The organism is Nitrosomonas sp. Is35, assembly GCF_033063295.1.
Lineage (GTDB): Bacteria > Pseudomonadota > Gammaproteobacteria > Burkholderiales > Nitrosomonadaceae > Nitrosomonas.
In genome coordinates this window covers 2,168,171-2,194,559 of the sequence record NZ_JAWJZH010000001.1, presented here as the reverse complement: position 1 = coordinate 2,194,559, position 26,389 = coordinate 2,168,171, and the positions used below count along the sequence as shown (strand labels likewise).

Sequence of the window (26,389 nt, the reverse complement as noted above, 5' to 3'; positions counted from 1 at the left end):
CCGTCCGGTCAGGATGCTGAATAGCGCCAAACCGTCTGCCATTTGTTGAACACCAATTGCGGGTAGGCGGCTTCTCCGAGACTGCCGTTGTATCGTCCCAATGCACGGAAATAGTCGCCTTTTTCCTTATTCAGATAATGGCGCAGAATGGTGCAGCCGTAGCGCAAATTCACGCGCAAATGAAACAGATTGTGATCTTGGTGACCGATGACGCCAGTCCAGAACGGCATGACTTGCATATAGCCGCGTGCACCGGCATGTGAAACGGCATATTTTTTAAAGCCGCTTTCGACTTGGATGATGCTTAACACCAGTTGCGGATCCAATCCAGCCCGCGTTGCTTCGTAATAAACCGTTCTTAGAAATTCCTCCCGCTCGATCAGATCCGGTATGTATTTTTCCAATCGGCGGCTCATACTGATCAACCAAGTTACGCTGTTAGCGACAGCGGCATACTCGACGTACGAAGCCGCTTGATCACTTTTTTCATGGAAAGTGATGGTCTGAGTGCTGGCAGACAGCTGTTCATACTGCAAATTATTGGCATGAATAAAGCTGGATGAGAATAGAAAGAAGACTGTACTGATTAGTTTTTGCATAGCTTGGCCGTTATGAATGAAAAAATTTCATCAATGTGTACCGCTTGTGAAGCTTGATCTGTTCGTCCTTGATATTCAATGGTCGATTGCTTGAGTCCTCGTTCGCCGACAACAATCCGGTGCGGAATACCAATTAATTCCATATCGGCAAACATGACACCGGGGCGCTCATCGCGATCATCCAAGAGTACCTCGATCTGTGCATCGGTGAACTGCTGATAGAGTTTTTCCACGGTATCCTTGACGAGGGCGCTTTTCTGCAGACCGATGGGTACGATCGTAAGTTGGAAAGGCGCGATGGTATCGGGAAAAATAATGCCATGCTCATCGTGATTTTGTTCGATGGCAGCGGCGACAATGCGTGAGACGCCGATACCATAGCAACCCATTTCCATATTTTGAGTTTGGCCTGATTCGTCGAGATAGTTGGCTTTCATGATTTCGGAATATTTGGTACGCAATTGAAAAATATGACCCACTTCAATACCGCGGCAAATTTCCAGTTTACCTTTGCCGTCCGGAGAATCATCGCCCGGAACAACATTGCGGATATCAAAGACATGATCGGGTAGTTTGAGGTCGCGCGCGAAGTTTACTTGTGTCAAGTGAAAGCCTTCCGCATTAGCGCCACAGACAAAATTACTCATATTCATGACCGCTTGATCGGCAATCACACGAGCCTCTATACCGACAGGGCCGATATATCCGGGCACTGTTCCAGTAGTGCGTAGAATATCCTCTTCAGTGGCCATCTGAAACCCGGATAAAAAGGGTATTTTTCTTACTTTTAATTCATTGAGCTGATGATCACCCCGTAGCAGCAAAAGGAATATTTCGTCATTGGCTTTGACGGCAAGCGTTTTGACGGTTTTTTGCAGGGGAACTTTTAAAAATTCGGCGACTTCGGCGCAGGTTTTTTTACCGGGAGTCGCTACTTTTTGCATATCGCCATCCGGTGTGTCGCGTTCTTGCTGAGCAAATAATGCGTTAGCTAATTCGATATTGGCGGCATAGTCCGAATCAGGGCAGAACGCGATGGCATCTTCCCCGGAATCCGCTAGGACATGAAACTCATGGGAGCCACTGCCTCCGATGGCGCCGGTATCGGCTGCAACGGCACGGAATTTCAATCCGAGGCGGGTGAAAATGCGGCTGTAAGTTTCATACATGAGTTGATACGTTTGCATCAAACTATTTTCATTGGTATGGAATGAATAAGCATCCTTCATGACAAATTCACGTGCACGCATGACACCGAAGCGTGGCCGGATTTCATCGCGGAATTTTGTTTGAATCTGATAAAAATTGAGTGGTAGCTGGCGGTAGCTTTTAATTTCCTTACGTGCGATGTCGGTGATGATTTCTTCGTGCGTGGGACCAAAACAAAAGTCATGCTCATGCCGATCCTTGATTTTTAGCATTTGCGGCCCAAAAACATCCCAGCGGCCGGTTTCTTGCCATAATTCCGCCGGTTGTATCGCGGGCATGAGCAATTCGATGGCGCCGCTTTTGTTCATTTCCTCCCGCACGATATTCTCTATTTTACGTAATACCCTTAAACCTAATGGCATCCAAGTATACAATCCGCTCCCCAAGCGCTTAATGAGTCCGGCGCGGAGCATGAGTTTGTGACTGATGAGCTCCGCTTCGGCAGGAGCTTCTTTAAGCGTTGAAATAAAAAATTGCGAAACGCGCATGAAGGGATTCCATTATGAAAATAAAATTGTAAGGATTTTACCTTGAAATACTTGGTTAAGTGGGAATTAGTCCCTATATGACAAATAAGTAATTTAATTGAGATTGATGAAAATGCTGGAGTGCTAGGATTTTTATTCTTCGGGCACTTTCAATCTAAAGAAAAGTATGAAAAAATCCACCCATTTGATAGGTCAAATGAGTATTCCATATGATTGACCGTAATGGATATCGCCCCAATGTCGGTATTATCCTCCTGAATTCAAAAAATGAGGTATTCTGGGGCAAACGTATTAGACAAAATTCTTGGCAATTTCCTCAAGGCGGCATTAAGTCGGGAGAAAGTCCCGAACAGGCCATGTATCGGGAATTAAGCGAAGAGATCGGGTTGCGTCCAAATCACGTAGAGATTGTCGGGCGCACTCGGGATTGGTTACGGTACGAGGTTCCTGATCGTTGGATCCGGCGGGAGTGGCGGGGGAATTACAAGGGGCAAAAGCAAATTTGGTATTTGCTGCGTTTGATCGGGCGCGATAGTGATGTTTCATTGCGCAGGAGTGCACACCCTGAATTCGATGCTTGGCGCTGGAACCAGTATTGGATTGAATTGGATTCGGTTGTTGAATTTAAACGCAAAGTATATAAGCAAGCACTCACGGAATTGTCGCGCTTGTTAAAAACGGATTCTTGCCCAAACCAAAGTATCGGAGCGGGATATGATCAAAAAATTCTACCCAAAGGATCGAGAGAGATCCTGGCTGATCGACTGGAAGTAAACGAATAGTTCGTCTGAGAGTTTTGCAGGGTTTTTAAGTTGCTCTGCAAGTAACAGGAACGCAGTTAAGCCGTTCCGCTTTTTACAAATTCCCATGTGTGGGTGTTTCATCAGGCGTGTTCGGCTGCGCCATCACAGCCGTTTTTTTATTTATTTACTTATGGAGAATACCGATGAAGATACGTGCAGTGGTTGCGTCACTGTTATCGATTGGCGCTCTTGTCACTTCGATTAATGTTTCAGCCAATGAACCTATTCAGCCCATTAAAGCCGCAAAAGTAGCAAATGCTGATGTGGTTGAACTGGGTAAAATGTTGTTTTTTGATCCTCGTTTGTCAAAGTCAGGATTTATTTCATGTAACTCTTGCCATAATTTGAGCATGGGCGGAACGGATAATATTCCAACCTCGATCGGTCATAAATGGCAGCAAGGTCCGATTAATGCCCCGACCGTTCTTAATGCCAGTATGAACTTGGCGCAATTCTGGGATGGACGCGCAAAAGATCTGAAAGAACAAGCCGGCGGTCCGATTGCCAATCCAGGTGAAATGGCTTCAACCCATAAAGTGGCTGTCGAAGTGCTGCAATCCATTCCTCAGTACCGTGCTCATTTTGCAAAAGCATTTGGTTCCGATCAGGTTGATATTGACCGGGTAACCACCGCAATCGCCGCTTTCGAAGAAACACTGGTTACACCGGGATCGCGTTTCGATAAATGGCTGGAAGGTGACAAAAAAGCATTGAATGCGCAAGAAGTCGAAGGTTATGAATTATTCAAGAGCAGCGGTTGTGCCGGTTGTCATAACGGCCCGGCAGTTGGCGGCGCGCTTTATCAAAAGTTCGGCGTGCATCATCCGTATAAAACCGCAAGCAAAGCGGAAGGAAGAAAAGCGGTCACTGGAAAAGATACCGATTTGAATGTTTTTAAAGTACCGACTTTGCGCAATATTGAATTAACCTATCCCTACTTTCACGATGGCGCGGCAGCGACTTTGGAAGATGCCGTAAAAACCATGGGTAAAATTCAGTTGGACCGTGATTTCAATAAGAAAGAAATTGATAGCATCGTTGCTTTCTTAAAAACATTAACCGGTGATCAACCTGATATTAAACTACCGGTTTTGCCGCCATCCAACAATAATACCCCAAGATCTGTGCCGTTCTAATAATGAACAGGTTGCTGAAAAATAAGCAATTTTAATATTGAAACAAAACCGGGGAATCAATATCCAGACATTCAGGTTGTCAACGCACAATCTGAATGTCTGTGAACCGCCAAATCAGGTAAGTGATGCTACGGGCAGTAGTTGATTTAGATTAATATGATGGCTCTACTGTATTAGTGCAATCAGGTATAGATTTACATTAAAAAATAAAGTAGAGTCACTATTCCGATAACCAATAATTAGAATAGGGAGTTACCCATGGGTAACAAGGGACAGTTACTGCAAGATCCGTTTTTGAATATATTACGGAAAGAGCATATTCCGGTATCGATATATCTAGTGAATGGTATTAAATTACAAGGGCAGATTGATTCATTCGATCAATATGTTGTGTTGTTGAAAAACTCGGTTACGCAAATGGTATACAAACATGCGATTTCTACGGTAGTGCCTGCAAGAGCCGTTACTATTCCCATAGAAACATTGGATACACGTGATGCCTGATGCTTGAATCAGGTATGGATAGAGCGAATGCTGCCATTGCAGCGATACTGGTCGGTATTGATTTTGGCAGTAGCACTCATGCTGATAGCTTGCAGGAATTGCAGCAACTGGCTATTAGTGCAGGACTTCAAGTTGTGGCGATTCTGGAAGGGAAGCGTTCGCGGCCTGACCCGACAACTTATATTGGTAGCGGTAAAGTCGACGAGATTGCACGGCTGAGCTCGTTAAATAACGCTACACTCGTTGTATTTAATCATGATTTGTCTCCGGCACAGCAGCGCAATTTAGCATTGCGGTTAAATTGTAACGTCATTGATCGCACCAGTCTGATTTTGGATATATTTGCTCAGCGTGCTAAAAGTCATGAAGGGAAGTTGCAAGTAGAGCTTGCACAGCTAGAACATCTGGTGACCCGTCTTGTGCGCGGCTGGACTCATCTGGAAAGGCAGAAGGGGGGGATCGGTTTGCGTGGTCCGGGTGAAACGCAATTGGAAACAGATCGCCGCTTGATCCGGAAGCGTGTTAAATTGCTCAAAGAGAAACTCGCAACTTTACAGCGCCAGCGTACTGTGCAGAGGCGATCAAGACAGCGTACCAATGTATTGTCGGTATCTATTGTTGGTTATACCAATGCAGGGAAATCTACTTTATTTAATAAGTTGATCCGCGCACAAACGTATGCCGCCGATCAATTGTTTGCCACATTAGACACGACGACACGAAAATTATTTCTTGCTGGAGGAGGGCCGGTAGTCATTTCAGACACGGTAGGATTCATTCGAGAACTACCGCATACCTTGGTGGCAGCTTTTCGTGCCACACTCGAAGAAACTGTGCAAGCTGATATCTTGTTGCATGTCATCGATGCCAGCAGTCCTAACCGGGATGAGCAAATTGAAGAAGTGAATAAGATTTTGAGAGAAATTGGCGCCGATACGATTCCGCAAATTTTAATTTTAAACAAGATTGATCTGACTGACTTAGCAGAAGCTAGTAAAGGTTGCACGCGTGATGAATATGATAGAATATCGCGCATTCGTTTAAGTGCAAAAACTGGTGACGGAATAGCACTTGTAAGACAGGCATTGACAGAAGCAGCAGTAGAAAACTCTAAGAAATTATATGAAGAATCTACAGATATTCCGAAAATAACTGGAGATTGTGCTACGGTACAAGAACTTTTTTGAACGAACAAAACAGGAATTATTATGGGATTAAATGATCCACAATGGGGAAAAAACAAAGGTGATTCTGGACCGCCGGATCTGGATGACGTACTGCGTAATGTCAACAAAAAGATCAATAATATTTTCGGGCAAAAAAAAGGCGGCGGAGGCGATGACGGCTCTGGTTCTAACACTCCAAGCCCCAAGCCGCAAAGTGGCAGTAGCATTGCAATGATTCTTGGTTTGCTTGCGGTAGTCTGGTTAGCAAGCGGATTTTATATCGTGGATGAAGGGCATAGAGGCGTTGTGTTGCGTTTCGGCCAGTATGTGGATACCGCGCCGGCAGGCTTGCGGTGGCATATACCTTACCCAGTTGAAAAAGTAGAATTAGTGAACGTCAGTCAAGTTCGTACGGTTGAAATTGGTTATCGTAACAATGTGCGCAGTAAAGTATTGCGGGAATCATTGATGTTAACCGATGATGAAAACATCATCGATATTCAATTTGCGGTGCAATTCATATTGAATAACCCGGAAAATTTCCTATTTAAGAATAGGAATCCTGACGAAGCTGTTTTGCAAGCGGCAGAAACGGCAATCCGTCAAGTAATCGGTAAAAGTAAAATGGACTATGTTCTTTACGAAGGCCGTGAGCAAGTTGCAGCTAATGCAACGCAATTAATGCAGAAGATTTTGGATCGTTATGAGATTGGTATTTCGATCAGCAGAGTGACGATGCAAAACGCGCAACCACCTGAGCAAGTTCAAGCAGCCTTTGACGATGCGGTTAAAGCCGGTCAAGACAGAGAACGGCAAAAGAACGAAGGCCAGGCTTATGCCAATGACGTGATTCCAAGAGCGGTGGGTAATGCGGCTCGGTTGATTCAGGAGTCAGAGGGTTATAAACAACGTGTGATTGTCAGTGCGGAGGGCGATGCCAGCCGTTTTGAACAGATTCTTGCTGAATATAGTAAAGCGCCGAAAGTTACGCGTGAACGTTTATATCTGGACATGATGCAGCAAGTGCTTTCTAACACCAGCAAGGTTATTGTTGATCAGAAAAGCGGTAACAATCTTTTGTACTTGCCATTGGATAAATTGATTAATATGAGCGGAGCGCCATCATCGGTTTCACCTGTAGCCGTGCAGCCTATGATGCAGGAAGCGACATCTGAGGGTAGCAGTGTGCGGGCTCGAGAATCTTTTCGCAGTCGCGAACGGGAGGCAAGATAGATGAAAAGTTTTACATCAGTATTTTCAGGTATTGTTATTGCGATTTTTTTCCTGGGTAGCTCAGCTATTTATGTTGTGGATGAGCGGCAGCAAGCCATTCTATTCCAGCTGGGGGAAGTTATCGATGTTAAAACCGAACCTGGTTTATATTTCAAAATTCCAATTGCTCATAATGTTCGTTATTTTGAGAAACGCATTCTGACAATGAATACCGAAGAACCAGAGCGTTTTATTACTTCAGAGAAAAAGAATGTTTTGGTGGATTTGTTTGTGAAGTGGCGTATTGTTGATGTAAAACAATATTACATCAGCGTGCGTGGCGATGAAGCACTGGCACAGACACGTTTGGCTCAAACTATCAATGCGAGCTTGCGCGATGAATTTGGTAATCGCACAGTTCACGATGTGGTTTCGGGCGAGCGTGATGTCATTATGGAGATTATGCGTCAGAAAGCGGATAGCGATGCGCGCTCTATTGGTGTGGAAGTGGTTGATGTCCGCTTGAAGCGTGTCGATCTTCCGCAGGAGGTCAGTGAGTCGGTATTTAGACGTATGGAAGCGGAACGTAAAAGAGTTGCTAATGAATTACGTTCTACCGGTGCGGCTGAATCAGAGAAGATTCGTGCGGATGCCGACAGACAGCGTGAAGTCATCTTAGCTGAAGCGTACCGGGAAGCGCAAAAAACGATGGGTGATGGTGATAGTCAAGCGGCAGCGACTTATGCCACCGCATTTCAGAAAGATCCGGAATTTTATGCTTTCTGGCGTAGCGTCGATGCTTATAAGCAATCATTTAAAAACAAGGGCGACATGCTGGTGTTGGAGCCTACCTCCGATTTTTTCAAGTATCTGAGAAATCCGGCAGTCAGCAAATAAGTAACGAGGGACGGTATGGATGAGAGTGTAAACGCAATTTCTGCATAGCATACCTAGGTGGTTTTATGTAACTCGATTATGTAATTACTGAGAAAGAGGTTCTGGAAATCGTAATGGTTCTTGTATATGCGATTACATCAGAGCCTCTTAATTTTTCTGTTTCTTGTAGAGAAATCAGGTTGGCACGATAAATCCGGAGTTTGTTTTGAATATGTGGGAAACTTTTCTTAATGCAATTGCATTGATGTTGATTTTAGAAGGAATGTTACCCTTTCTATCGCCGCAGACATGGCGGGAAGCATTTAGAAAACTAACAGAGATTAACGATAATCAGATCCGGTTTGTAGGTTTGACTTCGATGTTAGTCGGATTAATGGTGCTTCTTATTTTCAGTTGATGTTTTTTTCTTTTTGTTGACGGCTTTCAATCGTAAATATGCGCAATTGGTTACTTCCAGAGTTTGTTGAAGATATATTGCCTGCGGAAGCAATACATATTGAAGGTATGCGCCGCCAAGTCATAGATCTGCTGATGGTGCATGGCTATCAACAAGTGGTGCCGCCTTTATTGGAGTATGTGGAATCGTTGCTGACCGGCAGTGGCAGTGACATGGATCTGCACATGTTTAAGGTGATTGATCAGTTGAGTGGCCGCATGATGGGACTGCGTGCTGATATGACACCGCAAGTGGCAAGAATTGACGCGCACTTATTGAATTTTGAGGGTGTTACACGTTTGTGTTACGCCAATAGCGTATTGCATACCGTACCCGCAGGCGTAACTAAAACGCGCGAACCTTTACAAGTAGGTGCAGAGCTTTATGGTCATTCCGGTTTGGAGAGTGACTTGGAAGTTCAACGGCTTATGTTGCAGTGCTTGGCGGTCTCCGGTGTGAATGCAATCCATCTGGATCTTGGCCATGTTGCAGTTTTTCGTGGCCTGATTAAAGGTGCGGGTATTTCGTACGAGCTTGAGACTGAACTTTACGCGGTGCTGCAAGCGAAAGATGTATCGACTTTGCAGGAACTATGTGTGAATTTGCAAAAGCAAACGCGCGAAGCATTATTGCTATTGCCTGAGCTTTATGGCGATCACAAAGTATTGGCCGATGCTGCCAATCGATTGCCTGATTATCCGGAAATCAGATCGGCCCTGAATGAATTGAGCATTGCTAACGAGGAGATAAAACCGATTGTCGATGAGATCGCATTCGATTTAGCCGATCTACGCGGATATCATTACCATACCGGAATGGTTTTTGCTGCCTATACAAGTGGTTGCTCCAATGCGATTGCTTTAGGTGGACGTTATGATGAAATAGGCAAAGCATTCGGGCGGGCCCGCCCGGCCACAGGTTTTAGTATGGATTTAAGAGAATTGTCCAGATTGATGAAGCCGCAATCGTATCCAAAGGCAATTAGCGCCCCTTATCAGGAAAAAAGCACTGAGTTGGAAAGCAAAATCAAGCAATTGCGCAAGGAAGGGCAGATCGTTGTGGTGGAATTGCCGGGACAAACAGGCGAATCTCTCGATTGCGACAGGCAATTAATATTGCATGACGGGCAATGGATCGTTAAAGAAATTTAATCATCTGGAAACAGAATTTTTTAGAGATTAGTAATATGACTAAGAATGTTGTCGTCATTGGTACGCAATGGGGCGATGAAGGAAAAGGCAAGATCGTCGACTGGCTTACGGATCATGCGCAAGGCGTGGTGCGTTTTCAAGGCGGACATAATGCAGGTCACACATTGGTCATCGGCAACAAGAAAACCGTATTGCATCTGATTCCCTCCGGTATTCTGCGTGATACGGTGGTTTGTTATATCGGCAACGGCGTCGTGATTTCGCCGGAGGCGCTACTCAGTGAAATTGATATGTTGGAGCAAAGTGGAATTGATGTCAGCAATCGGTTGCGAATTAGTGAAGCTTGCCCGTTAATTTTACCTTGTCATATTGCTCTGGATACCGCGCGCGAGACGGCCAGGGGTGTCGGAAAAATAGGTACTACGGGACGTGGCATTGGACCGGCTTATGAAGATAAAGTCGCACGCCGGGCTATTCGCTTGCAGGATCTGTTTCACCGCGATCGTTTTGCTGCCAAGCTGGGTGAGATGCTGGATTATCATAATTTCGTGTTGAAAAATTATTTTCAAGCACCGATTATAGATTTTCAAAAAACAATGGATGATGCATTGGCCCAAGCCGAGAGAATCAAACCCATGGTAGCCGATGTTCCGCGATTGTTATTTGAGGCGAATAAAGCAGGAAATAATCTGTTGTTTGAAGGTGCGCAAGGCGCGCTACTTGATGTCGATCATGGCACATATCCATTTGTCACATCCAGCAATTGCGTCGCTGGCGCCGCAGCTCCCGGGAGTGGGGTCGGGCCGCAGATGCTGCATTACGTCTTGGGAATTACCAAAGCTTATACCACACGAGTTGGATCAGGGCCATTTCCAACAGAACTGGATGACGAAGTTGGCAAGCATCTCGCAAAGCGTGGTCATGAATTTGGATCAACTACAGGACGGCCACGTCGCTGTGGCTGGTTTGATGCGGTCGCGCTGAAGCGTTCGATACAAATCAATGGCGTGACTGGACTATGTATTACTAAACTGGATGTATTGGATGGTGTGGAAAGTTTGAATCTTGGTGTTGGTTATAAATTGAGTAATGGCAGTTGCAGCAATATTCTGCCCGTTGGTGCTGACGACCTGGATAACTGCGAGCCAATCTACGAGGAAATACCGGGTTGGTCAGAAAATACAGCTGGAATTAAGGAATTCACGCAATTACCTAAAGCGGCGCAAAACTATCTGAAGCGTCTTGAAGAGGTTTGTGAAATACCGATCGATATGATTTCTACCGGACCGGACAGAGAAGAAACGATTCTGCTGCGTCATCCATTCAAATAATGCCGCTTACTAGAAGTTAATCGTGAGCCATGCTGATGCTGTACAAATCGTAAGTTGGGAAGAAGCTGCGACTGCTCTGCGCGCAGTACGAACAGCGGTGTTTATTCGCGAACAGCAGGTTCCGGAAGAATTAGAGTGGGATCAGTTTGATGCAGCCAGCGTGCATGTGCTTGTTTTAAATAAAGCTGGGCAGCCGGTGGGCACAGCGCGATTATTACCGGATGGCCATATCGGCCGTATGGCGGTATTAAAAGAATGGCGCGGTCAAGGTTTGGGCAGTGCGTTGCTGACAACTTTATTGCAGGTATTAATAAAACGGCGTCAGTTTGAAGCGCAGTTGCATGCACAAACGAACGCTATACCATTCTATAAAAAATTTGGATTTCAAATTATGGGAGAAGAATTCATGGAGGCTGGTATTCCGCATGTCAAAATGACACTCTTCATCAGAGAATCAACTTTGACTACTTGATTTCCGATTTGCCCCATTCATTTGCTAGCGTATCGGATGCTTGTTTCCACCGGCTAGTTGCCTGTTGCATCGCAACCCTAGCTTGCTCCGATTTTCTCCTGGCTGTTTCGGCTTCGCGTTCAGCTTCAATCATTTTTTGCTTAGCTGTGGCTAGTTTTTTCTCAGCGAAAGTAACGTCTTTCATCAAAGATTCAGCAGCTTGCTTGGATTCCATCATTTTTTCATATGCCGCACTGGCATTTTTTTGTAGAAGCTCAATGGTTTCGGCACGAGCAAACGAGGCGACCAGAACACTCAGTATGCATAAAGTAGATTTTAATAGTTTTAAATTGAGATTCATTATCATGATTTATGGACTCAAAGTTTTTTGCGTTACTCTTAGCTCAATCTAAGTTCAGGTAAAATCAGTATAACAAAAAGCAGATGCTTCTGCTGATTGTTATCGATTATCAAATCATTATTAAAGATGTAAAAACAAAGTTGAGATAAAATTTTTCAGGTGGAAAAATATGACGAAAGGTGTAAGAATGTTTTTATCAGTATTTAAAATCAGTGCGAGTTTATTGCTCGGTATAGGGCTAATTGCCTATGCGACACCGATACTAGCCAATTGCGAAGGCTGTTTATGTCCTGGAGACCCTTGTAATCTTTGTCCATTGCCAGCGATGGAAAATGACCGGCCAAAACCAAATGAGCCAGCTCTTTGCGCTAGAATCAGAGAAAAGGTACCGCCAACCTCGGCTCAACCAGGATCTAATGAATATTTTCCCAATCTAGACAAATCGGTAATGGTCTGTGTCAACGAAGGCGGTGACGTTATTCGGAATAAACAGCGCAATCCGGAATATCCATCGCGTTTTTATTGTAAACCCCCACGCTCTATAAAATAGAATCAATAGGAATCTATCATCGATTTTATAATTGTAGTTTTAAAAATTATCATGATGAGCAGTAGTCATTAAAATGTTTGAGATTTTGTAGATTTACTTCAGGTTTTAGGCAGTTATGGTTGCAATATAGAAAAAAAGAAAGTAGTATCTAACCCTTTTTCTTTGAAGGAGCTGTGGATTTTTATGGCTAACAGTGCACAAGCAAGAAAGCGTGCGAGGCAAGCGGTCAAACGCAGAGAATATAACGTCAGTTTGCGGTCTAAATTACGTACTGCGATAAAATCAGTTAGAAAGGCAATTGGAACAGGAAATAAGGAATTGGCGCAAAATGCTTTCAATAGCTCCTTGGGAACTGTTGATTCAATTGCCGGTAAAGGCATCATTCATAAAAATAAGGCTGCGCGTTATAAAAGCCGATTATCTGCTGCCATCAAAATGCTAAATAGCTAAAATGGCTAAGTGAATAGTTAATTTACTTTTTTATTTTATAGCGTAAAAAATATATTAAAAAGACCTGGACAATGCGCTGGTGTCGTGCTTACAGTCCCCTTGACAGTGGTGAGGTGACTAAGTAGTCTAGAAGATGCTTACTGCCTGTGGGATGAGGAATTGTATGGGCAGAGGGAATGGATAGATAAAGGAAGTAAAAGCTCTGGATACTGGGTATATGAAGGGTATTCATGGTGGAAGAGAACAAGAAGAAGAGCAAAGTAAAGAAGAGGCAAGGAAGAAACTTATGGAAAACCAAAGGAGAGAGAGATGAAAGGCAAGCTATGGCCGAGGATAGTAGCGGTACTGTTAGGAGGGATGCTGATAGGAGCGGCCCAGGCTGACATACCGAGCGTACCGAACGAACTGTATGAAGCGTTGAAACTGGACCGTACGAAAGTAACGCCGAAGGAACTGCACGAAGCGCTGGTTAAGCGCTACAAAGATCCTGCGCAAGGAGCGGGACGCGGCACACTGGCGCAATACTGGGAACCGATCCCGTACGGAATTTACCTGGATCCGGCGACATTTTACAAATCACCGACCACGAACAAAGAAGTAGCAAGCCGTAAAGAATGCGTGGAATGCCACACCGACGAATCACCGGTATGGGTACAAGCATGGAAGAGAAGCAGCCATGCGAACCTGGACAAAGTGCGCAACCTGAAACCGGGCGAACCTACTTTTTACAAGAAAGCCAAACTGGAAGAAGTCGAAAAGAACCTTCGCTCGATGGGCAGACTGGCTGAAGGCGAGAACCTGAAAGAAGTTGGCTGTATCGACTGTCACGTAGACATTGGTGCGAAGAAAAAAGCCGACCACACCAAAGACATCAGAATGCCGACGGCCGATGTATGCGGCACCTGTCACTTGGCAGAATTTGCGGAACGTGAATCGGAACGCGACACGATGATCTGGCCGCACGACCAATGGCCGGATGGACGCCCATCGCACGCACTGGACTACAAAGCCAACGTAGAAACTACCGTATGGGCAGCGATGCCACAACGTGAAGTAGCCGAAGGCTGCTCAATGTGCCACACCAACCAAAACAAATGTGACTCATGCCACACCCGTCACGAATTCTCAGCAGCGGAATCCCGCAGACCGGAAGCCTGCGCAACCTGTCACAGCGGCGTAGACCACAACAACTGGGAAGCGTACTCCATGTCCAAGCACGGCAAAATTGTCGGCATGCTGGGCAACCAATGGAACTGGGAAGCACCGTTAAAAGACGCCTATGCAGTAGGCGGACAAAGCGCACCAACCTGCGCCGGCTGCCACATGGAATACGAAGGCGAATATAGCCACAACATGGTCAGAAAAATCCGCTGGGCGAACTACCCGTTTGTTCCTGGAATTGCGGAAAACATCAAAAGTGAATGGTCGGAAAAACGTCTGGACTCATGGGTAGTCACTTGTACCCAATGCCACTCGGAACGTTTTGCCCGCTCCTACCTCGATCTGATGGACAAAGGCACATTGGAAGGACTGGCTAAATACCAAGAAGCCAATGCAGTCGTACATCAACTGTACAAAGAAGGCCTGCTGACCGGTCAAAAAACCAACCGTCCTGCACCACCTGCACCGGAAAAAGAAGGCTACGCCTACTTTGCCCAACTGTTCTGGTCGAAAGGCAACAGCCCTGCAGCCATCGAACTGAAAGTGCTGGAAATGCATGAAAACGACCTGGCCAAGATGCACGTAGGCCTAGCGCACGTTAACCCAGGCGGCTGGACCTACACCGAAGGCTGGGGTCCGATCAACCGCGCTTATGTTGAGATTCAAGACGAAAACACCCGCATCCGTGAAATGGTTGCACTGCAAGAACGTGTTAAAAATCTTGAAACCAAGAAAACCAGCCTACTCGACTTAGACGGCACAGCAGAGAAAATCTCTCTGGGCGGTTTAGGCGGTGGCATGCTGCTAGCCGGAACACTGGCACTGGCAGGCTGGCGCAAACGTAAACAAAGCGAAGCTTGATAAGCGCTAACGCAGAAGATCGCACTGCCAAGGCAGTGCGATCGTCAGACAAGCTACTCCCGTCATTAGGAATCATCCTAGTGACGGGAGGTTTGCTTTTATTGGGCTGGTTTGCGTATTTATGGTTTAAACCGGTACCGGCCCCCTATCAATATCAACTGGTCGCGGAAGGCGACAGCCAGAAGTTCAGCAAAATGGACCTATCGGGCTGGCCCGAACTCAAGCTAAGCCAATACAAAGTACAAGCGGACGGCGTAGCCAAACCCATCGCCGAATTCATCGTTGCAAGACAAAAGGATGAAGCACCGGTACTAATTTACTGGAAGAACAGCACCAACGAAATACTCTACAACTTTGACCGCAAACCATCGGAACTTAGCACCCTGGCAGCGGCGATAGCCAAACACGCCCCGAAAGACGCCCTGATACTCTCATGGTGGGACACATCGCGGCAAATCAAACTGCTCACCGGCCACGACACACTCTTTACCAGCCACCTGAACGAACCGCTGATGATACCGGTCCCCTGGTTGGAACAAAGCGAAGCCATCCAAGCCTATGAAAAACAATTCTGGGGAAGCAAAGCCAGTCAAAAAGAACGGGAGCAATTCAAACGTTTCAGCGAAGCCCTGACGGCCCCTGCGGAAGAAGGCGTCAAGCAACTGCGGGAACTGATAGGCTCAGACCGGGAAACCTATGTCATCGTACATGTCACCGACCTGTATAAAGCAGGACTCATGCACCCCGACAGAATCGGCGTAGCGTTTCAGAACTTCCCGATGACCGGCAACATGCACGGCATGATCAACCAGATGAAAGTGCAACTGAAGGAAAACGACTTTGACACCTACACCCTGCAATCGGTCGCGGACGAAGAAATCAGAGTATTCTTCCTGAGTGACGAAAAGAGCAGCCAAACCCTACTGGCGAGGATGTTACCGTTTGTAGACAAAAAAGCCCCGACCGAACTGGACGTAGCGCAACTGATCTATCAACAAGGCGGCTACTGGGTATACCGGCTACCGTAAACGGAAACGCCAGCGAAATAGCCATTTACACAAAGCGGCGATAGCGTACAATACGAGCCATCAAAAACTTGAATTAAAAAAGCATAAAGGAGGAAGGATGAAACACCCAATAACCTATCTACTGGCTGTTCTGGCAGCAGCCGCATTTTTCTCAGGCGCAGCGATAGCGGACACTTTTGAAGGACGCGCGAAATGCAGCTCCTGCCACAAATCGCAAGCCAAAGCATGGAAAGACACCGCGCACGCCAAAGCGATGGAATCGCTGAAACCTGGCGCACGCAAAGAAGCCAAAGTTAAAGCCAAACTGGATCCGGAAAAAGACTACACCCAAGACAAAGACTGCGTAGGCTGTCACGTAGACGGCTTCGGCAAGAAAGGCGGCTATACCATAGAAGCAGCGAAGAAGCCCCTAGCGGCAGTAGGTTGTGAATCGTGCCACGGACCTGGTAAGAACTACCGTGGCGACCACCGCAAGGCAGGACAAGCATTTGAAAGCAAAGGCACCACCACACAACGTAAAGTGGTTGCTGACAAAGGCCAAGACTTCCACTTTGAAGAAGCCTGCGCAGCTTGCCATTTGAACTACGAAGGCTCACCCTGGAAAGGCGCGAAAGCCCCTTACACCCCATTCACCCCTGCAGTAGACCCTAAATACACCTTTGACTTTGACAAGATGGTCAAAGACGTCAAAGCAATGCACGAGCATTACAAACTGGACGGCACTTTCGTAGGCGAGCCAAAATTCAAGTACCATGACGAATTCCAAGCCAGCGCAAAGGAAAAGACAGGGGACAAAAAAGATAAAGGAAAAGAGTAATGACAGGCATACAAAAAGGAGCGATAGGCACGCTGCTGACAGGTGGTCTGCTGGGCATCGTACTGGTAGCGGTCGTATTTGGCGGGGAAGCAGCACTCTCGACCGAAGAATTCTGCACCAGCTGCCACTCGATGACCTATACGCAAACGGAATTAAGACAATCGACGCACTATGGTGCGTTGGGTGTCAATCCCAGCTGTAAAGATTGTCATATACCGCAAGGCTTCAAGAACTTTCATTTAGCGGTGTATAGCCACGCAGTGGATGGCGCGAGAGAACTGTATCTGGAACTGATGAATGACTACTCGACGCTGGAGAAATTTAACGAACGCCGCTTGATCATGGCGCACGATGCGCGGATGAACCTGAAGAAATGGGACAGCATCACCTGCCGTGACTGCCATAAGAACCCGAATCCACCGGGAGCTGACGCCCAAGAAGCGCACAAGAAGATGAAGACGGAAGGTGCGACGTGTATAGACTGCCATCAGAACCTGGTACATGAAGAAGTACCGAAGACCGACCTGAATGCGAGCTTGAAAGCTGGCAAGCTGGTTTTGGTGAAGGAAGAAGATGAAGGCGGTAGTGGAGAAGACGAAGACGAGGAAGAAGACGAGGGTGAAGGAGCGGCTGGAGGATCAGCTGGCAGCACAGAAGCCCAGAGTGATGATGAAGATGAAGATGAAGAGTAGTCTTCTGTGAATTTCATCTCTTCAAAGTAGTGTAAATAAAATTCTGGAGATGTTGCTATCTCCAGAATTTTTTTGTGTTAACAGAAGAAATAAAAAAGAAAAGCATAGCGAAAAGAAAAAATCATTAATGGTTGTGTTTTTGAAAGCACACTAGCGTTTCTTTTACGATAATGCTTCAACATATGAAGGGCTTGTATTTTGGCAGAAGAGTCACGCACTAAAATAACTCACGCTGGCAAACTAGGATATAGCTTTCGTCGTCATTTGCACGAAAGATTTATAGAGACTTTCTTATTCTTGTCGGCGCTACTTTCGATAGCGATCATGCTCGCAATCATTGTGATGCTGGTAAAAGAATCATTGGTTTTTTTTCAACATGTATCGATCTGGCAATTTGTAACCGATACGCAATGGACACCACTATTCGATGATGCTCACTATGGAATAATGCCACTGGTTTCCGGCACCATAGTCAGTTCATTAATTGCCTTGCTGGTTGCGCTTCCACTCGGAACAATTATCGCTATTTACCTTTCTGAGTTTGCGCCATTTACAGTGCGTGAAATGGCGAAACCTTTCTTGGAATTGCTGGGCGGCGTGCCGACAGTAGTGTATGGTTATTTTGCATTATTATTTGTTACGCCATTGTTGCAAATTATTTTCCCTGAATTGCCTGGCTTTAATTTGCTATCTGCCGGATTGGTAATGGGGATAATGATTATCCCCTATGTGAGTTCAATGACTGAGGATGCCATGCGAGCGGTTCCAATGAATCTCCGAGAAGGCTCTTACGCGATGGGCGCTACGCGCTTTCAAACGGCTATCCGAGTCGTGATGCCGGCTGCTTTTTCTGGGATAGCTGCTGCATATATTTTGGGCATATCACGTGCGGTGGGGGAAACAATGGTGGTTGCAATTGCTGCCGGGATGCAACCAAATTTAACCTGGAATCCCATGGAACCAGCTGCAACCATTACAGCATATATAGTCCAGGTTAGTTTGGGTGACTTGCCTCACGGTAGTATTGGCTATCAAACTATTTTTGCTGCCGGTTTGACTTTATTGCTGATAACGTTGTTATTTAATATTATCGGTCATGCATTGCGTAAGCGATATAGAGAAATTTATTAACAATTAACACGGTCAAAAAGTGAAAATATTTTGGGTGATTTTTTGTAATGAAGAGCGTTAATAATATAGAAGAAATCAGAAAAATCATTGGACTGCATAAGAAATGGGATCTGATTTTTATGATTACCGGAATTATTGCGCTTATGATTGCGGTATTAACCTTTATGGCTCTATTTGCTCATATGTTGATAGACGGGATGCCACGTCTGTCTTGGGAGTTCTTTACATCTTTTCCTTCACGCCGGCCTGAATCAGCGGGAATTTTATCGGCTTGGGTTGGTACAACCCTGGTGATGTTGGTAACAGCATTTGCCGCAGTGCCATTAGGTATTGGATCGGGTGTGTATTTGGAAGAATATGCACCGAAAAATTTATTAACCGAAATCATTGAGATTAATGTAACTAACTTGGCGGGTGTACCTTCTATCATCTATGGTTTGCTCGCATTAGGATTATTCGTTTACCAATTGGGTTTCGGGCAAAGCATTTTAGCTGCGGGACTTGCTTTGGCGTTGCTTATTTTGCCGGTTGTGATTGTCGCAACTCGCGAAGCAATACGATCAATTCCAGTATCAATAAGGGAAGGAGCTTATGCACTTGGCGCGACTAAGTGGCAAACGGTTTCTGATCATTTGCTACCGTATTCGTCTGCGGGAATTCTAACAGGCATTATTATCGGCTTGGCTCGAGCGATTGGCGAGACTGCGCCGATTATTACGATTGGTGCGTTAACATTTATTGCTTTTTTACCGCCTTCACCGGTGAAAAGTGAATTTCCTTATTTATCCATTGAATGGCTGACAGCACCTTTTACGGTGATGCCGATACAGATGTTTAATTGGGTATCACGGCCGGAAGAGGCATTCCAATTAAATGCTGCTGCTGCTGGGCTGGTATTGGTAGTGATGACGCTAGCAATGAATGGCTTGGCGATTTATTTGCGTTATCGCATGCGAAAAAATATTAAGTGGTAAAAGCAATGCAAATCAACTCTGAAAAACCAATAGAAACGATTCAATATAAATCAGAAGTTAAAAACCTCAGTTTTTACTATGGCGGATTTAATGCGCTGAAGAATATCGATATGGTCTTGCACGATAAGAGGATCACTGCCTTAATAGGACCCTCCGGATGCGGGAAATCGACATTTCTGCGCTGTTTCAATCGCATGCATGATCTATATCCCGGTAATCGCTATGAAGGTGAAATTATTCTTCACCCGGATGATGTCAATATTTTGGCTTCAAACGTTGATCCAATTGAAGTGCGGATGAGAATAAGCATGGTTTTTCAGAAACCGAATCCGTTTCCCAAATCCATTTATGAAAACGTTGCATATGGGCTTCGCGTGCGCGGGATTAAACAGCGCGCTATTTTGGATGAAAAGGTCGAAGCTGCATTACGCAATTCCGCGCTATGGGATGAAGTAAAAGATCGATTACACCATTTGGCCTTTAATCTTTCCGGAGGACAACAGCAAAGACTTTGCATCGCCAGAGCTTTGGCAACAGATCCTGAAATATTGCTGTTTGATGAACCGACTTCCGCGCTCGATCCCATTGCAACAGCCAGTATCGAAGAATTAATAACTGATTTAAAAAATAAGGTAACAATTCTTATCGTTACCCATAATATGCAACAAGCTGCGAGAGTTTCCGATTACACCGCCTATATGTACTTAGGGGAATTAATCGAATTTAATGTGACAGATACCATCTTTATCAAGCCGAAGAATAAACAGACCGAAGATTATATTACCGGACGATTCGGTTAAATATTGTCGATAAGTTTGAAAATCCATATACATTAATAAAGCCTGTATATGTCAGAAGTTGAAGTAATCTTGGTTAGATAGATAGTATCTTGAGTATTAATAAGGATTTGAAAGCAATTCTTTACTGTCTGTATCAGCGGACGACGATTATGGAATCATAATTGACTTAGTAAAGAATCAAATGTAGCATTCCCCCCTTTTAGGAAGTAGAGGTAAGTGGTAAAAATGCGCGAAAAGATGGTTGCGGGTAACTGGAAAATGCACGGTAGTTTAGTTGATAACAAGCAGTTGCTAGACGAGGTTGTGGCTGGAGTTAATGGGTTAAAAGAAGCTCGTCTGGCGGTTTGTGTTCCTTATCCCTATCTTTCATCAGTACAAGATGCACTGCGGAGTACCAATATTGCATGGGGCGCTCAGAATGTAAGTCAATACGAAAAAGGTGCATATACCGGAGAAATTTCAACGGCCATGCTAAAGGATTTCGGATGCCGGTATGTCATTGTTGGGCACTCGGAAAGAAGAACATTATTTAGCGAAAATAACACTATCGTTGCAGAAAAGTATTTAGCCGCGCAACGTGCAGGCATAACACCAATTTTATGTGTGGGTGAAACACTTGAGCAGCGAGAAGCTGGAATTACTGAGCAAGTAATTCAAGATCAGCTTACGGCGGTTATTCGATTGGCAGGCATAGAATCTCTGAGTCAGGCGGTCATTGCATATGAACCAATATGGGCTATAGGCACAGGCAAGACCGCATCTCCTCAACAAGCGCAAGATGTTCACTCGTATATTAGAACTGGCATTGCCAAAGAGAATGCGAGCATTGCACGGGAATTAGCCATACTTTATGGCGGCAGTGTGAAAGCTAATAATGCACTTGAATTATTCGCAATGCCGGATATCGACGGTGGTTTGATAGGTGGAGCTTCACTTATTTCAAGTGAATTCATAGCGATTTGCCGCGCTTTGCGTCACTAATTTTTAGGGAGTAGTACACATTGGAAATTATAGTTTGGGCAGCGCATGTTTTGCTGGCGATTGTATTAGTGGTTTTGGTATTATTGCAACATGGCAAAGGTGCAGATATGGGGGCGGCATTCGGTAGCGGTTCTGCGGGAAGTTTGTTTGGTGCAAGCGGGTCTGCTTCATTTTTGAGCCGCGCTACAGGTTTTGTCGCTGCAATGTTTTTTGCTACAAGCATGAGTTTAACCTATCTATCAGTAAATCAAACTGAGAGCTCAACAAGTGTGATGAGTATAATGGATCAGGCCGAAGAGTCTGGAAGTGCATCTGGGGCAGGAGCAGAGAAAAAATCAATTCCAGATCGCGATCAAAATGTGCTTGAAGTAGAGAGTAGCTCAAAGGTAAATCAGATACCAGAATAGTTTCTAAGGGATTTTTTGTAAGGCAGCCTGTTGATCATAATGTGAATTGCTTTGCTGCCGACGTGGTGGAATTGGTAGACACGCCGTCTTGAGGGGGCGGTGGCGTAAGCTGTGCGAGTTCGAGTCTCGCCGTCGGCACCACACTAAGCTGATATTCTTGAAAACTTTATTCTTATTCATGATTTAAATTCTATAAATTGGAATGATTGAATTATTTAAAAATGCTTGAAAATTATTTCCCGATCTTATTGTTTTTGATTGTTGGATTCCTGGTTGGTGTCGTTCCGATGTTATGCGGATGGTTGTTGGCGCCGAATCGTCCGGATAGTGAGAAACTTTCTCCCTATGAGTGCGGGTTTGAAGCTTTTGAAGATGCACGTATGAAATTTGACGTGCGCTACTACTTGGTTGCAATTTTATTCATTTTATTTGATCTGGAAATTGCTTTCTTGTTTCCTTGGGCGATTGTGCTTGACGAAATTGGTTTGTTTGGATTTATTGCTATGATGACATTCCTGGGTATCCTAGTCGTGGGTTTCATCTACGAATGGATGAAGGGTGCATTAGAGTGGGATTGATGTTATGAGTATTGAAGGAACACTTGAAAAAGGATTTGTCACAGCCAGTTTGGATTCGATCATAAACTGGGGGCGGACAGGCTCGATGTGGCCAATGACATTTGGTTTGGCTTGTTGTGCGGTTGAAATGATGGAGACTGGTGCATCACGCTACGATCTTGATCGTTTTGGTATTGTATTTAGACCTAGTCCACGCCAATCGGATGTAATGATTGTCGCCGGCACGCTCTGCAACAAGATGGCGCCGGCTTTACGCAAGGTTTACGATCAAATGGCAGAGCCACGCTGGGTGATATCCATGGGATCCTGTGCAAATGGTGGCGGGTATTATCACTACTCTTATTCGGTAGTTCGTGGATGTGATCGTATCGTGCCTGTTGATATTTATGTACCTGGATGTCCACCGACAGCTGAAGCCTTGCTGTATGGCATTATTCAGCTACAAAATAAAATAAACCGTACCAATACTATTGCACGCTAACCCTATGTCTACTACTCAATTAGAGAATCTTGCGGCAGCATTGAAGGATGTGTTGGGCGATAAATTGGTCAGTTTGCAAACACATTTCGGTGAGATAACGATCATAGTGCGCGCGGAAGATATCATCACTGCGTGTACAAATTTACGAGACAATTCTCAATTAAGATTTGATACATTGATAGACCTGTGTGGTATTGATTACTCAGCTTATGGCGACGAGTTGTCAGCAAGGCATGGTCTGCGTAATAAGCGATTTGCTGTGATCTATCACTTACTCTCAGTAGAAAAGAACTATCGGTTACGCATTCGGGTTTTAGCTGAGAATAATGAATTTCCGAGTGTGGATTCAGTGACTGAAATTTGGCCAACTGCTAATTGGTTTGAGCGCGAGGCGTTTGATCTCTATGGAATAGTTTTTACCGGTCATCCGGATTTGCGTCGTATATTGACCGACTATGGTTTTATAGGCAATCCGTTCCGCAAAGATTTTCCAATCACCGGTCATGTTGAAATGCGTTATGATGCTGAGCAAAAGCGTGTCATTTACCAACCTGTTACTATCGAACCGAGAGAAATCACACCGCTTGTAATTCGTGAAGAACATTATGGCGACTGTGAATCATAACGACTATTGAGTCTCTTGCATTGTATCTTATAAGAATTTTATGAAGTAGCTTATGGCCGAAATACGTAATTACACCATGAATTTTGGACCGCAGCACCCTGCAGCGCACGGCGTGTTGAGGCTTGTATTGGAATTAGATGGAGAAGTTGTAAAGCGTGCTGATCCCCATATTGGATTATTGCATCGTGCTACTGAGAAATTAGCGGAAAATAAAACATACCTCCAATCCGTACCGTATATGGATCGGCTGGATTATGTTTCGATGATGGTCAATGAACATGCGTATGTCATGGCGATCGAAAAACTGCTGCAAATCGAAGTGCCAATTAGAGCGCAATATATCCGGGTGATGTTCGATGAAATCACCCGCATACTGAATCACCTGTTATGGATCGGCGCGCATGCATTGGATGTGGGCGCAATGACAATGTTTTTGTATGCATTCCGTGAGAGAGAAGATCTGATGGATTGTTACGAAGCAGTATCGGGTGCCAGATTACATGCCGCCTATTACCGGCCCGGTGGTGTCTATCGTGACTTACCCGATACAATGCCGAAGTACCAGTCTTCTAAGATTCATAGTGAAAAAGAAACACGCATACGAAATACGAATAGAGAAGGTACGCTGTTAGATTTTATCGAAGATTTTACCAATCGTTTTCCAACATATGTTGATGAATATGAAACATTATTGACAGATAATAGAATTTGGAAACAGCGTTTGGTTGATATCGGTGTTGTTTCGCCTGAACGTGCTAAAGCATTGGGCTTTACCGGTCCTATGTTGCGCGGCTCAGGGGTCGAATGGGATCTAAGAAAGAAACAACCTTATGAAGTTTACGACCGCCTGGATTTCGATATACCTGTTGGAGTTAATGGCGACTGTTATGATCGCTATTTGGTACGTATGGAAGAGTTCCGTCAATCCAATCGCATCATTAAGCAATGTGTCGATTGGTTACGTAAAAATTCGGGACCGGTGATTACTGATAATCACAAAGTTGCGCCGCCTTCACGTGTCGGTATGAAACAAAACATGGAAGAAATGATTCATCATTTCAAATTATTTACGGAAGGATTTCATGTGCCCCCGGGTGAGGCCTACGTAGCGGTTGAGCACCCTAAAGGTGAATTCGGTATTTATTTAGTATCGAATGGTGCAAATAAACCCTACCGTTTGAAAATACGCGCACCTGGATTTGCGCATCTGGCTGCTTTGGATGAAATGTCGAGAGGTCATATGATTTCTGACGTGGTTGCTATCATTGGTACGCAAGACATAGTATTTGGTGAGATAGATAGATAACGATGTTAAGCACTGAATCCCTTAAGAGAATTGATCGAGAAATCGCGAAGTATCCGCTTGATCAAAAACAATCCGCTGTCATGTCAGCACTTGCAATTGCACAAGAAGAAAAAGGCTGGCTTGCAAACGAAACCATGAATTTCGTCGCGGAATATTTAGGTATGACACCCATCGCGGTTTATGAAGTGGCCACGTTTTACAATATGTATAACCTGGAACCCGTTGGTGAATATAAAATTACGGTATGTACCAATCTGCCTTGTGCGTTATCGGGTAGTAATGATACGGCAGCATATTTGAAGCAAAGATTAGGTATTGGTTTTAATCAAACAACACCGGATGGGAAATTCACCCTGAAAGAAGGCGAGTGTTTTGGCGCCTGTGGCGATGCGCCAGTATTACTGGTTAATAACAAACGTATGTGCAGCTTTATGTCCAATGAGATGATCGATAAATTGCTGAAGGAACTGGGCAAATGAATCAGTTTCCGCAAACATTAATGAACGGAGTGAATCCTTCCGATCCTGAAAATTGGCGGCTTAAAAGCTATGAAAAGCGTGAAGGCTATGCAGCACTTAGAAAAATACTGGCGAAAAAAATTTCTCCTGAGGAAGTGATTGAAGAAGTTAAGAAATCAGCCCTTCGTGGACGAGGCGGAGCTGGCTTTCCAACCGGATTAAAGTGGAGTTTCATGCCGAAAGGGTATGAGGGCGATAAATATATCGTATGTAATTCGGACGAGGGAGAGCCAGGCACCTTTAAGGATCGCGATATAATGCGATTTAATCCTCATCTGCTGATCGAAGGAATGATAATAGCGGCATATGCGATGGGTGTAAAAGCAGGGTATAACTATATTCATGGTGAGATATGGGAAACCTATGAGCGAATGGAAGACGCTGTTGAAGAAGCGCGAGCAGCAGGCTATTTGGGAAATAATATATTAGGCTCCTCGTTCAGTTTCCAATTGCATAATCATCACGGTTACGGTGCGTATATTTGTGGTGAAGAAACCGCGCTACTGGAATCCATAGAAGGTAAAAAAGGCCAACCTCGTTTTAAACCGCCATTTCCAGCGAATTTTGGTTTGTATGGCAAGCCAACTACGATTAATAATACTGAAACTTTTTCTTCTGTCCCTTGGATTATCCGGAATGGCGGAGAGAAATATCTTCAGCTTGGAAAGCCCAATAATGGCGGGACTAAAATTTTTTCAGTATCGGGACATGTGAATAAACCTGGTAACTATGAGATACCGCTCGGAACTCCATTTACAGAATTACTGGAACTCGCTGGTGGAATGCGTGGAGGACGGAAGTTAAAAGCCTGTATTCCAGGCGGATCTTCTATGCCAGTATTGCCTGGTGACATTATGATGCAGACGGATATGGATTACGATTCGATCGCCAAAGCTGGTTCTATGTTAGGCTCTGGTGCTGTTATCATCATGGATGATACGACATGTATGGTCAGAGCATTGGAGCGGTTGTCTTATTTTTATTTTGAAGAATCCTGCGGGCAATGTACGCCATGTCGTGAAGGAACAGGATGGCTTTATCGTATTGTCAACCGCATTGAACATGGTAAAGGCCGATTAGAAGATTTGGAATTACTGGATAACATCGCAGACAATATACAAGGCCGTACGATTTGCGCTTTAGGCGATGCGGCTGCAATGCCTGTTCGTGCGATGATTCAACATTTTCGAAGCGAGTTTGTTTACCATATAGAACATAAGCAATGTATGGTCTGATTTTAGCTGTTAAATAATCAGAGCATATCAACTTTATAATTCGTGATTAA

30 protein-coding genes and 1 tRNA gene are annotated in these 26,389 nt (G+C 44.8%); 28 read left to right on the top strand and 3 right to left on the bottom strand.

Annotated elements, in window-relative coordinates:
• Window positions 1-8: 8 nt before the first annotated feature.
• The gene (locus tag R2083_RS10400; RefSeq protein ID WP_317531209.1) at window positions 9-599 is read right to left on the bottom strand and encodes a lytic transglycosylase domain-containing protein; all 591 of its coding nucleotides are present in this window, start codon (window positions 597-599) and stop codon (window positions 9-11) included.
• Window positions 587-2,296 (bottom strand): proline--tRNA ligase, encoded by a 1,710-nt coding sequence (locus tag R2083_RS10395; protein ID WP_317538396.1) that lies wholly within the window; start codon window positions 2,294-2,296, stop codon window positions 587-589. The genes R2083_RS10400 and R2083_RS10395 overlap by 13 nt, the downstream gene beginning before the upstream one ends.
• 209 nt (window positions 2,297-2,505) lie before the next feature.
• Between R2083_RS10395 and R2083_RS10390 the strand changes: the two genes are divergently transcribed.
• The 10 genes from R2083_RS10390 (at window position 2,506) to R2083_RS10345 (ending at window position 11,404) form a co-directional block, all read left to right on the top strand.
• Window positions 2,506-3,078 (top strand): RNA pyrophosphohydrolase, encoded by a 573-nt coding sequence (locus tag R2083_RS10390; RefSeq protein ID WP_317531207.1) that lies wholly within the window; start codon window positions 2,506-2,508, stop codon window positions 3,076-3,078.
• A 164-nt stretch (window positions 3,079-3,242) separates the two neighbouring features.
• A complete protein-coding gene (locus R2083_RS10385) occupies window positions 3,243-4,235 on the top strand; it encodes a cytochrome-c peroxidase (RefSeq protein ID WP_317538395.1) in 993 nt (330 codons plus the stop codon).
• Between the two features lie 258 nt (window positions 4,236-4,493).
• A complete protein-coding gene (gene hfq, locus R2083_RS10380; RefSeq protein WP_108698741.1) occupies window positions 4,494-4,739 on the top strand; it encodes an RNA chaperone Hfq in 246 nt (81 codons plus the stop codon).
• Window positions 4,739-5,926, top strand: coding sequence for a GTPase HflX (hflX, locus tag R2083_RS10375; RefSeq protein WP_317531205.1), 1,188 nt, complete (start codon window positions 4,739-4,741; stop codon window positions 5,924-5,926). The genes hfq and hflX overlap by 1 nt, the downstream gene beginning before the upstream one ends.
• A gap of 21 nt (window positions 5,927-5,947) precedes the next feature.
• Entirely contained in the window at window positions 5,948-7,138 is a 1,191-nt protein-coding gene (gene hflK / locus R2083_RS10370) for an FtsH protease activity modulator HflK (protein ID WP_317531204.1), read from the top strand.
• Window positions 7,139-8,014, top strand: coding sequence for a protease modulator HflC (hflC, locus tag R2083_RS10365; protein ID WP_132427620.1), 876 nt, complete (start codon window positions 7,139-7,141; stop codon window positions 8,012-8,014).
• Between the two features lie 211 nt (window positions 8,015-8,225).
• Complete coding sequence (locus R2083_RS10360; RefSeq protein WP_317538995.1) at window positions 8,226-8,411, top strand: DUF2065 domain-containing protein; 186 nt, start codon at window positions 8,226-8,228, stop codon at window positions 8,409-8,411.
• A gap of 38 nt (window positions 8,412-8,449) precedes the next feature.
• Window positions 8,450-9,601 carry an ATP phosphoribosyltransferase regulatory subunit gene (locus R2083_RS10355; protein ID WP_317538394.1) on the top strand — a complete coding sequence of 384 codons (1,152 nt, stop codon included), beginning with the start codon at window positions 8,450-8,452 and terminating at the stop codon, window positions 9,599-9,601.
• Between the two features lie 35 nt (window positions 9,602-9,636).
• Window positions 9,637-10,932 (top strand): adenylosuccinate synthase, encoded by a 1,296-nt coding sequence (locus R2083_RS10350; protein ID WP_317538393.1) that lies wholly within the window; start codon window positions 9,637-9,639, stop codon window positions 10,930-10,932.
• Window positions 10,933-10,954: 22 nt separating this feature from the next.
• Entirely contained in the window at window positions 10,955-11,404 is a 450-nt protein-coding gene (locus tag R2083_RS10345) for a GNAT family N-acetyltransferase (RefSeq protein WP_317531201.1), read from the top strand.
• Here the strand turns inward: R2083_RS10345 and R2083_RS10340 are convergent.
• Entirely contained in the window at window positions 11,397-11,750 is a 354-nt protein-coding gene (locus R2083_RS10340) for a hypothetical protein (protein WP_317538392.1), read from the bottom strand. The two genes, R2083_RS10345 and R2083_RS10340, sit on opposite strands and share 8 nt — an antisense overlap.
• A 163-nt stretch (window positions 11,751-11,913) precedes the next feature.
• On the opposite strand from R2083_RS10340, the gene R2083_RS10335 reads away from it, so the two are divergent.
• The 18 genes from R2083_RS10335 (at window position 11,914) to nuoF (ending at window position 26,339) form a co-directional block, all read left to right on the top strand.
• Window positions 11,914-12,294 carry a hypothetical protein gene (locus tag R2083_RS10335; protein ID WP_317531199.1) on the top strand — a complete coding sequence of 127 codons (381 nt, stop codon included), beginning with the start codon at window positions 11,914-11,916 and terminating at the stop codon, window positions 12,292-12,294.
• A 183-nt stretch (window positions 12,295-12,477) separates the two neighbouring features.
• The gene (gene rpsT, locus R2083_RS10330) at window positions 12,478-12,744 is read left to right on the top strand and encodes a 30S ribosomal protein S20 (RefSeq protein ID WP_090319638.1); all 267 of its coding nucleotides are present in this window, start codon (window positions 12,478-12,480) and stop codon (window positions 12,742-12,744) included.
• A gap of 309 nt (window positions 12,745-13,053) precedes the next feature.
• Window positions 13,054-14,766, top strand: a complete 1,713-nt coding sequence (locus tag R2083_RS10325) for a multiheme c-type cytochrome (protein ID WP_317529993.1) — start codon at window positions 13,054-13,056, stop codon at window positions 14,764-14,766.
• Between the two features lie 35 nt (window positions 14,767-14,801).
• Window positions 14,802-15,794: a hydroxylamine oxidation protein HaoB gene (haoB, locus tag R2083_RS10320; protein WP_317532046.1), complete on the top strand. Its 993-nt coding sequence runs from the start codon at window positions 14,802-14,804 to the stop codon at window positions 15,792-15,794.
• Window positions 15,795-15,891: 97 nt separating this feature from the next.
• Window positions 15,892-16,611 (top strand): cytochrome c-550 CycA, encoded by a 720-nt coding sequence (gene cycA / locus R2083_RS10315; RefSeq protein WP_317529994.1) that lies wholly within the window; start codon window positions 15,892-15,894, stop codon window positions 16,609-16,611.
• Entirely contained in the window at window positions 16,611-17,303 is a 693-nt protein-coding gene (locus tag R2083_RS10310; RefSeq protein WP_317537410.1) for a NapC/NirT family cytochrome c, read from the top strand. Before cycA ends, R2083_RS10310 begins: the two co-directional genes overlap by 1 nt.
• A 198-nt stretch (window positions 17,304-17,501) precedes the next feature.
• Window positions 17,502-18,434, top strand: a complete 933-nt coding sequence (gene pstC / locus R2083_RS10305; RefSeq protein ID WP_317531198.1) for a phosphate ABC transporter permease subunit PstC — start codon at window positions 17,502-17,504, stop codon at window positions 18,432-18,434.
• A 47-nt stretch (window positions 18,435-18,481) separates the two neighbouring features.
• Window positions 18,482-19,408: a phosphate ABC transporter permease PstA gene (gene pstA, locus R2083_RS10300; RefSeq protein ID WP_317538391.1), complete on the top strand. Its 927-nt coding sequence runs from the start codon at window positions 18,482-18,484 to the stop codon at window positions 19,406-19,408.
• Window positions 19,409-19,413: 5 nt separating this feature from the next.
• The gene (gene pstB, locus R2083_RS10295) at window positions 19,414-20,208 is read left to right on the top strand and encodes a phosphate ABC transporter ATP-binding protein PstB (RefSeq protein ID WP_090319168.1); all 795 of its coding nucleotides are present in this window, start codon (window positions 19,414-19,416) and stop codon (window positions 20,206-20,208) included.
• A 225-nt stretch (window positions 20,209-20,433) separates the two neighbouring features.
• Entirely contained in the window at window positions 20,434-21,189 is a 756-nt protein-coding gene (gene tpiA, locus R2083_RS10290; protein ID WP_317538390.1) for a triose-phosphate isomerase, read from the top strand.
• A gap of 20 nt (window positions 21,190-21,209) precedes the next feature.
• Window positions 21,210-21,596: a preprotein translocase subunit SecG gene (gene secG / locus R2083_RS10285; protein ID WP_317531195.1), complete on the top strand. Its 387-nt coding sequence runs from the start codon at window positions 21,210-21,212 to the stop codon at window positions 21,594-21,596.
• A 56-nt stretch (window positions 21,597-21,652) separates the two neighbouring features.
• Window positions 21,653-21,737 (top strand) — tRNA-Leu (locus R2083_RS10280).
• Window positions 21,738-21,817: 80 nt separating this feature from the next.
• Entirely contained in the window at window positions 21,818-22,174 is a 357-nt protein-coding gene (locus R2083_RS10275; RefSeq protein ID WP_317531194.1) for an NADH-quinone oxidoreductase subunit A, read from the top strand.
• A gap of 4 nt (window positions 22,175-22,178) precedes the next feature.
• Window positions 22,179-22,655, top strand: a complete 477-nt coding sequence (locus R2083_RS10270; protein WP_108698557.1) for a NuoB/complex I 20 kDa subunit family protein — start codon at window positions 22,179-22,181, stop codon at window positions 22,653-22,655.
• Window positions 22,656-22,659: 4 nt separating this feature from the next.
• Window positions 22,660-23,280: an NADH-quinone oxidoreductase subunit C gene (locus tag R2083_RS10265; protein WP_317538389.1), complete on the top strand. Its 621-nt coding sequence runs from the start codon at window positions 22,660-22,662 to the stop codon at window positions 23,278-23,280.
• 52 nt (window positions 23,281-23,332) lie between these two features.
• Window positions 23,333-24,586, top strand: a complete 1,254-nt coding sequence (locus R2083_RS10260; RefSeq protein ID WP_317531192.1) for an NADH-quinone oxidoreductase subunit D — start codon at window positions 23,333-23,335, stop codon at window positions 24,584-24,586.
• Window positions 24,587-24,588: 2 nt separating this feature from the next.
• On the top strand, window positions 24,589-25,065 hold the full coding sequence (nuoE, locus tag R2083_RS10255; RefSeq protein ID WP_317531191.1) for an NADH-quinone oxidoreductase subunit NuoE: 477 nt from the start codon (window positions 24,589-24,591) through the stop codon (window positions 25,063-25,065).
• Entirely contained in the window at window positions 25,062-26,339 is a 1,278-nt protein-coding gene (gene nuoF / locus R2083_RS10250) for an NADH-quinone oxidoreductase subunit NuoF (RefSeq protein ID WP_317531190.1), read from the top strand. The genes nuoE and nuoF overlap by 4 nt, the downstream gene beginning before the upstream one ends.
• Window positions 26,340-26,389: the final 50 nt, after the last annotated feature.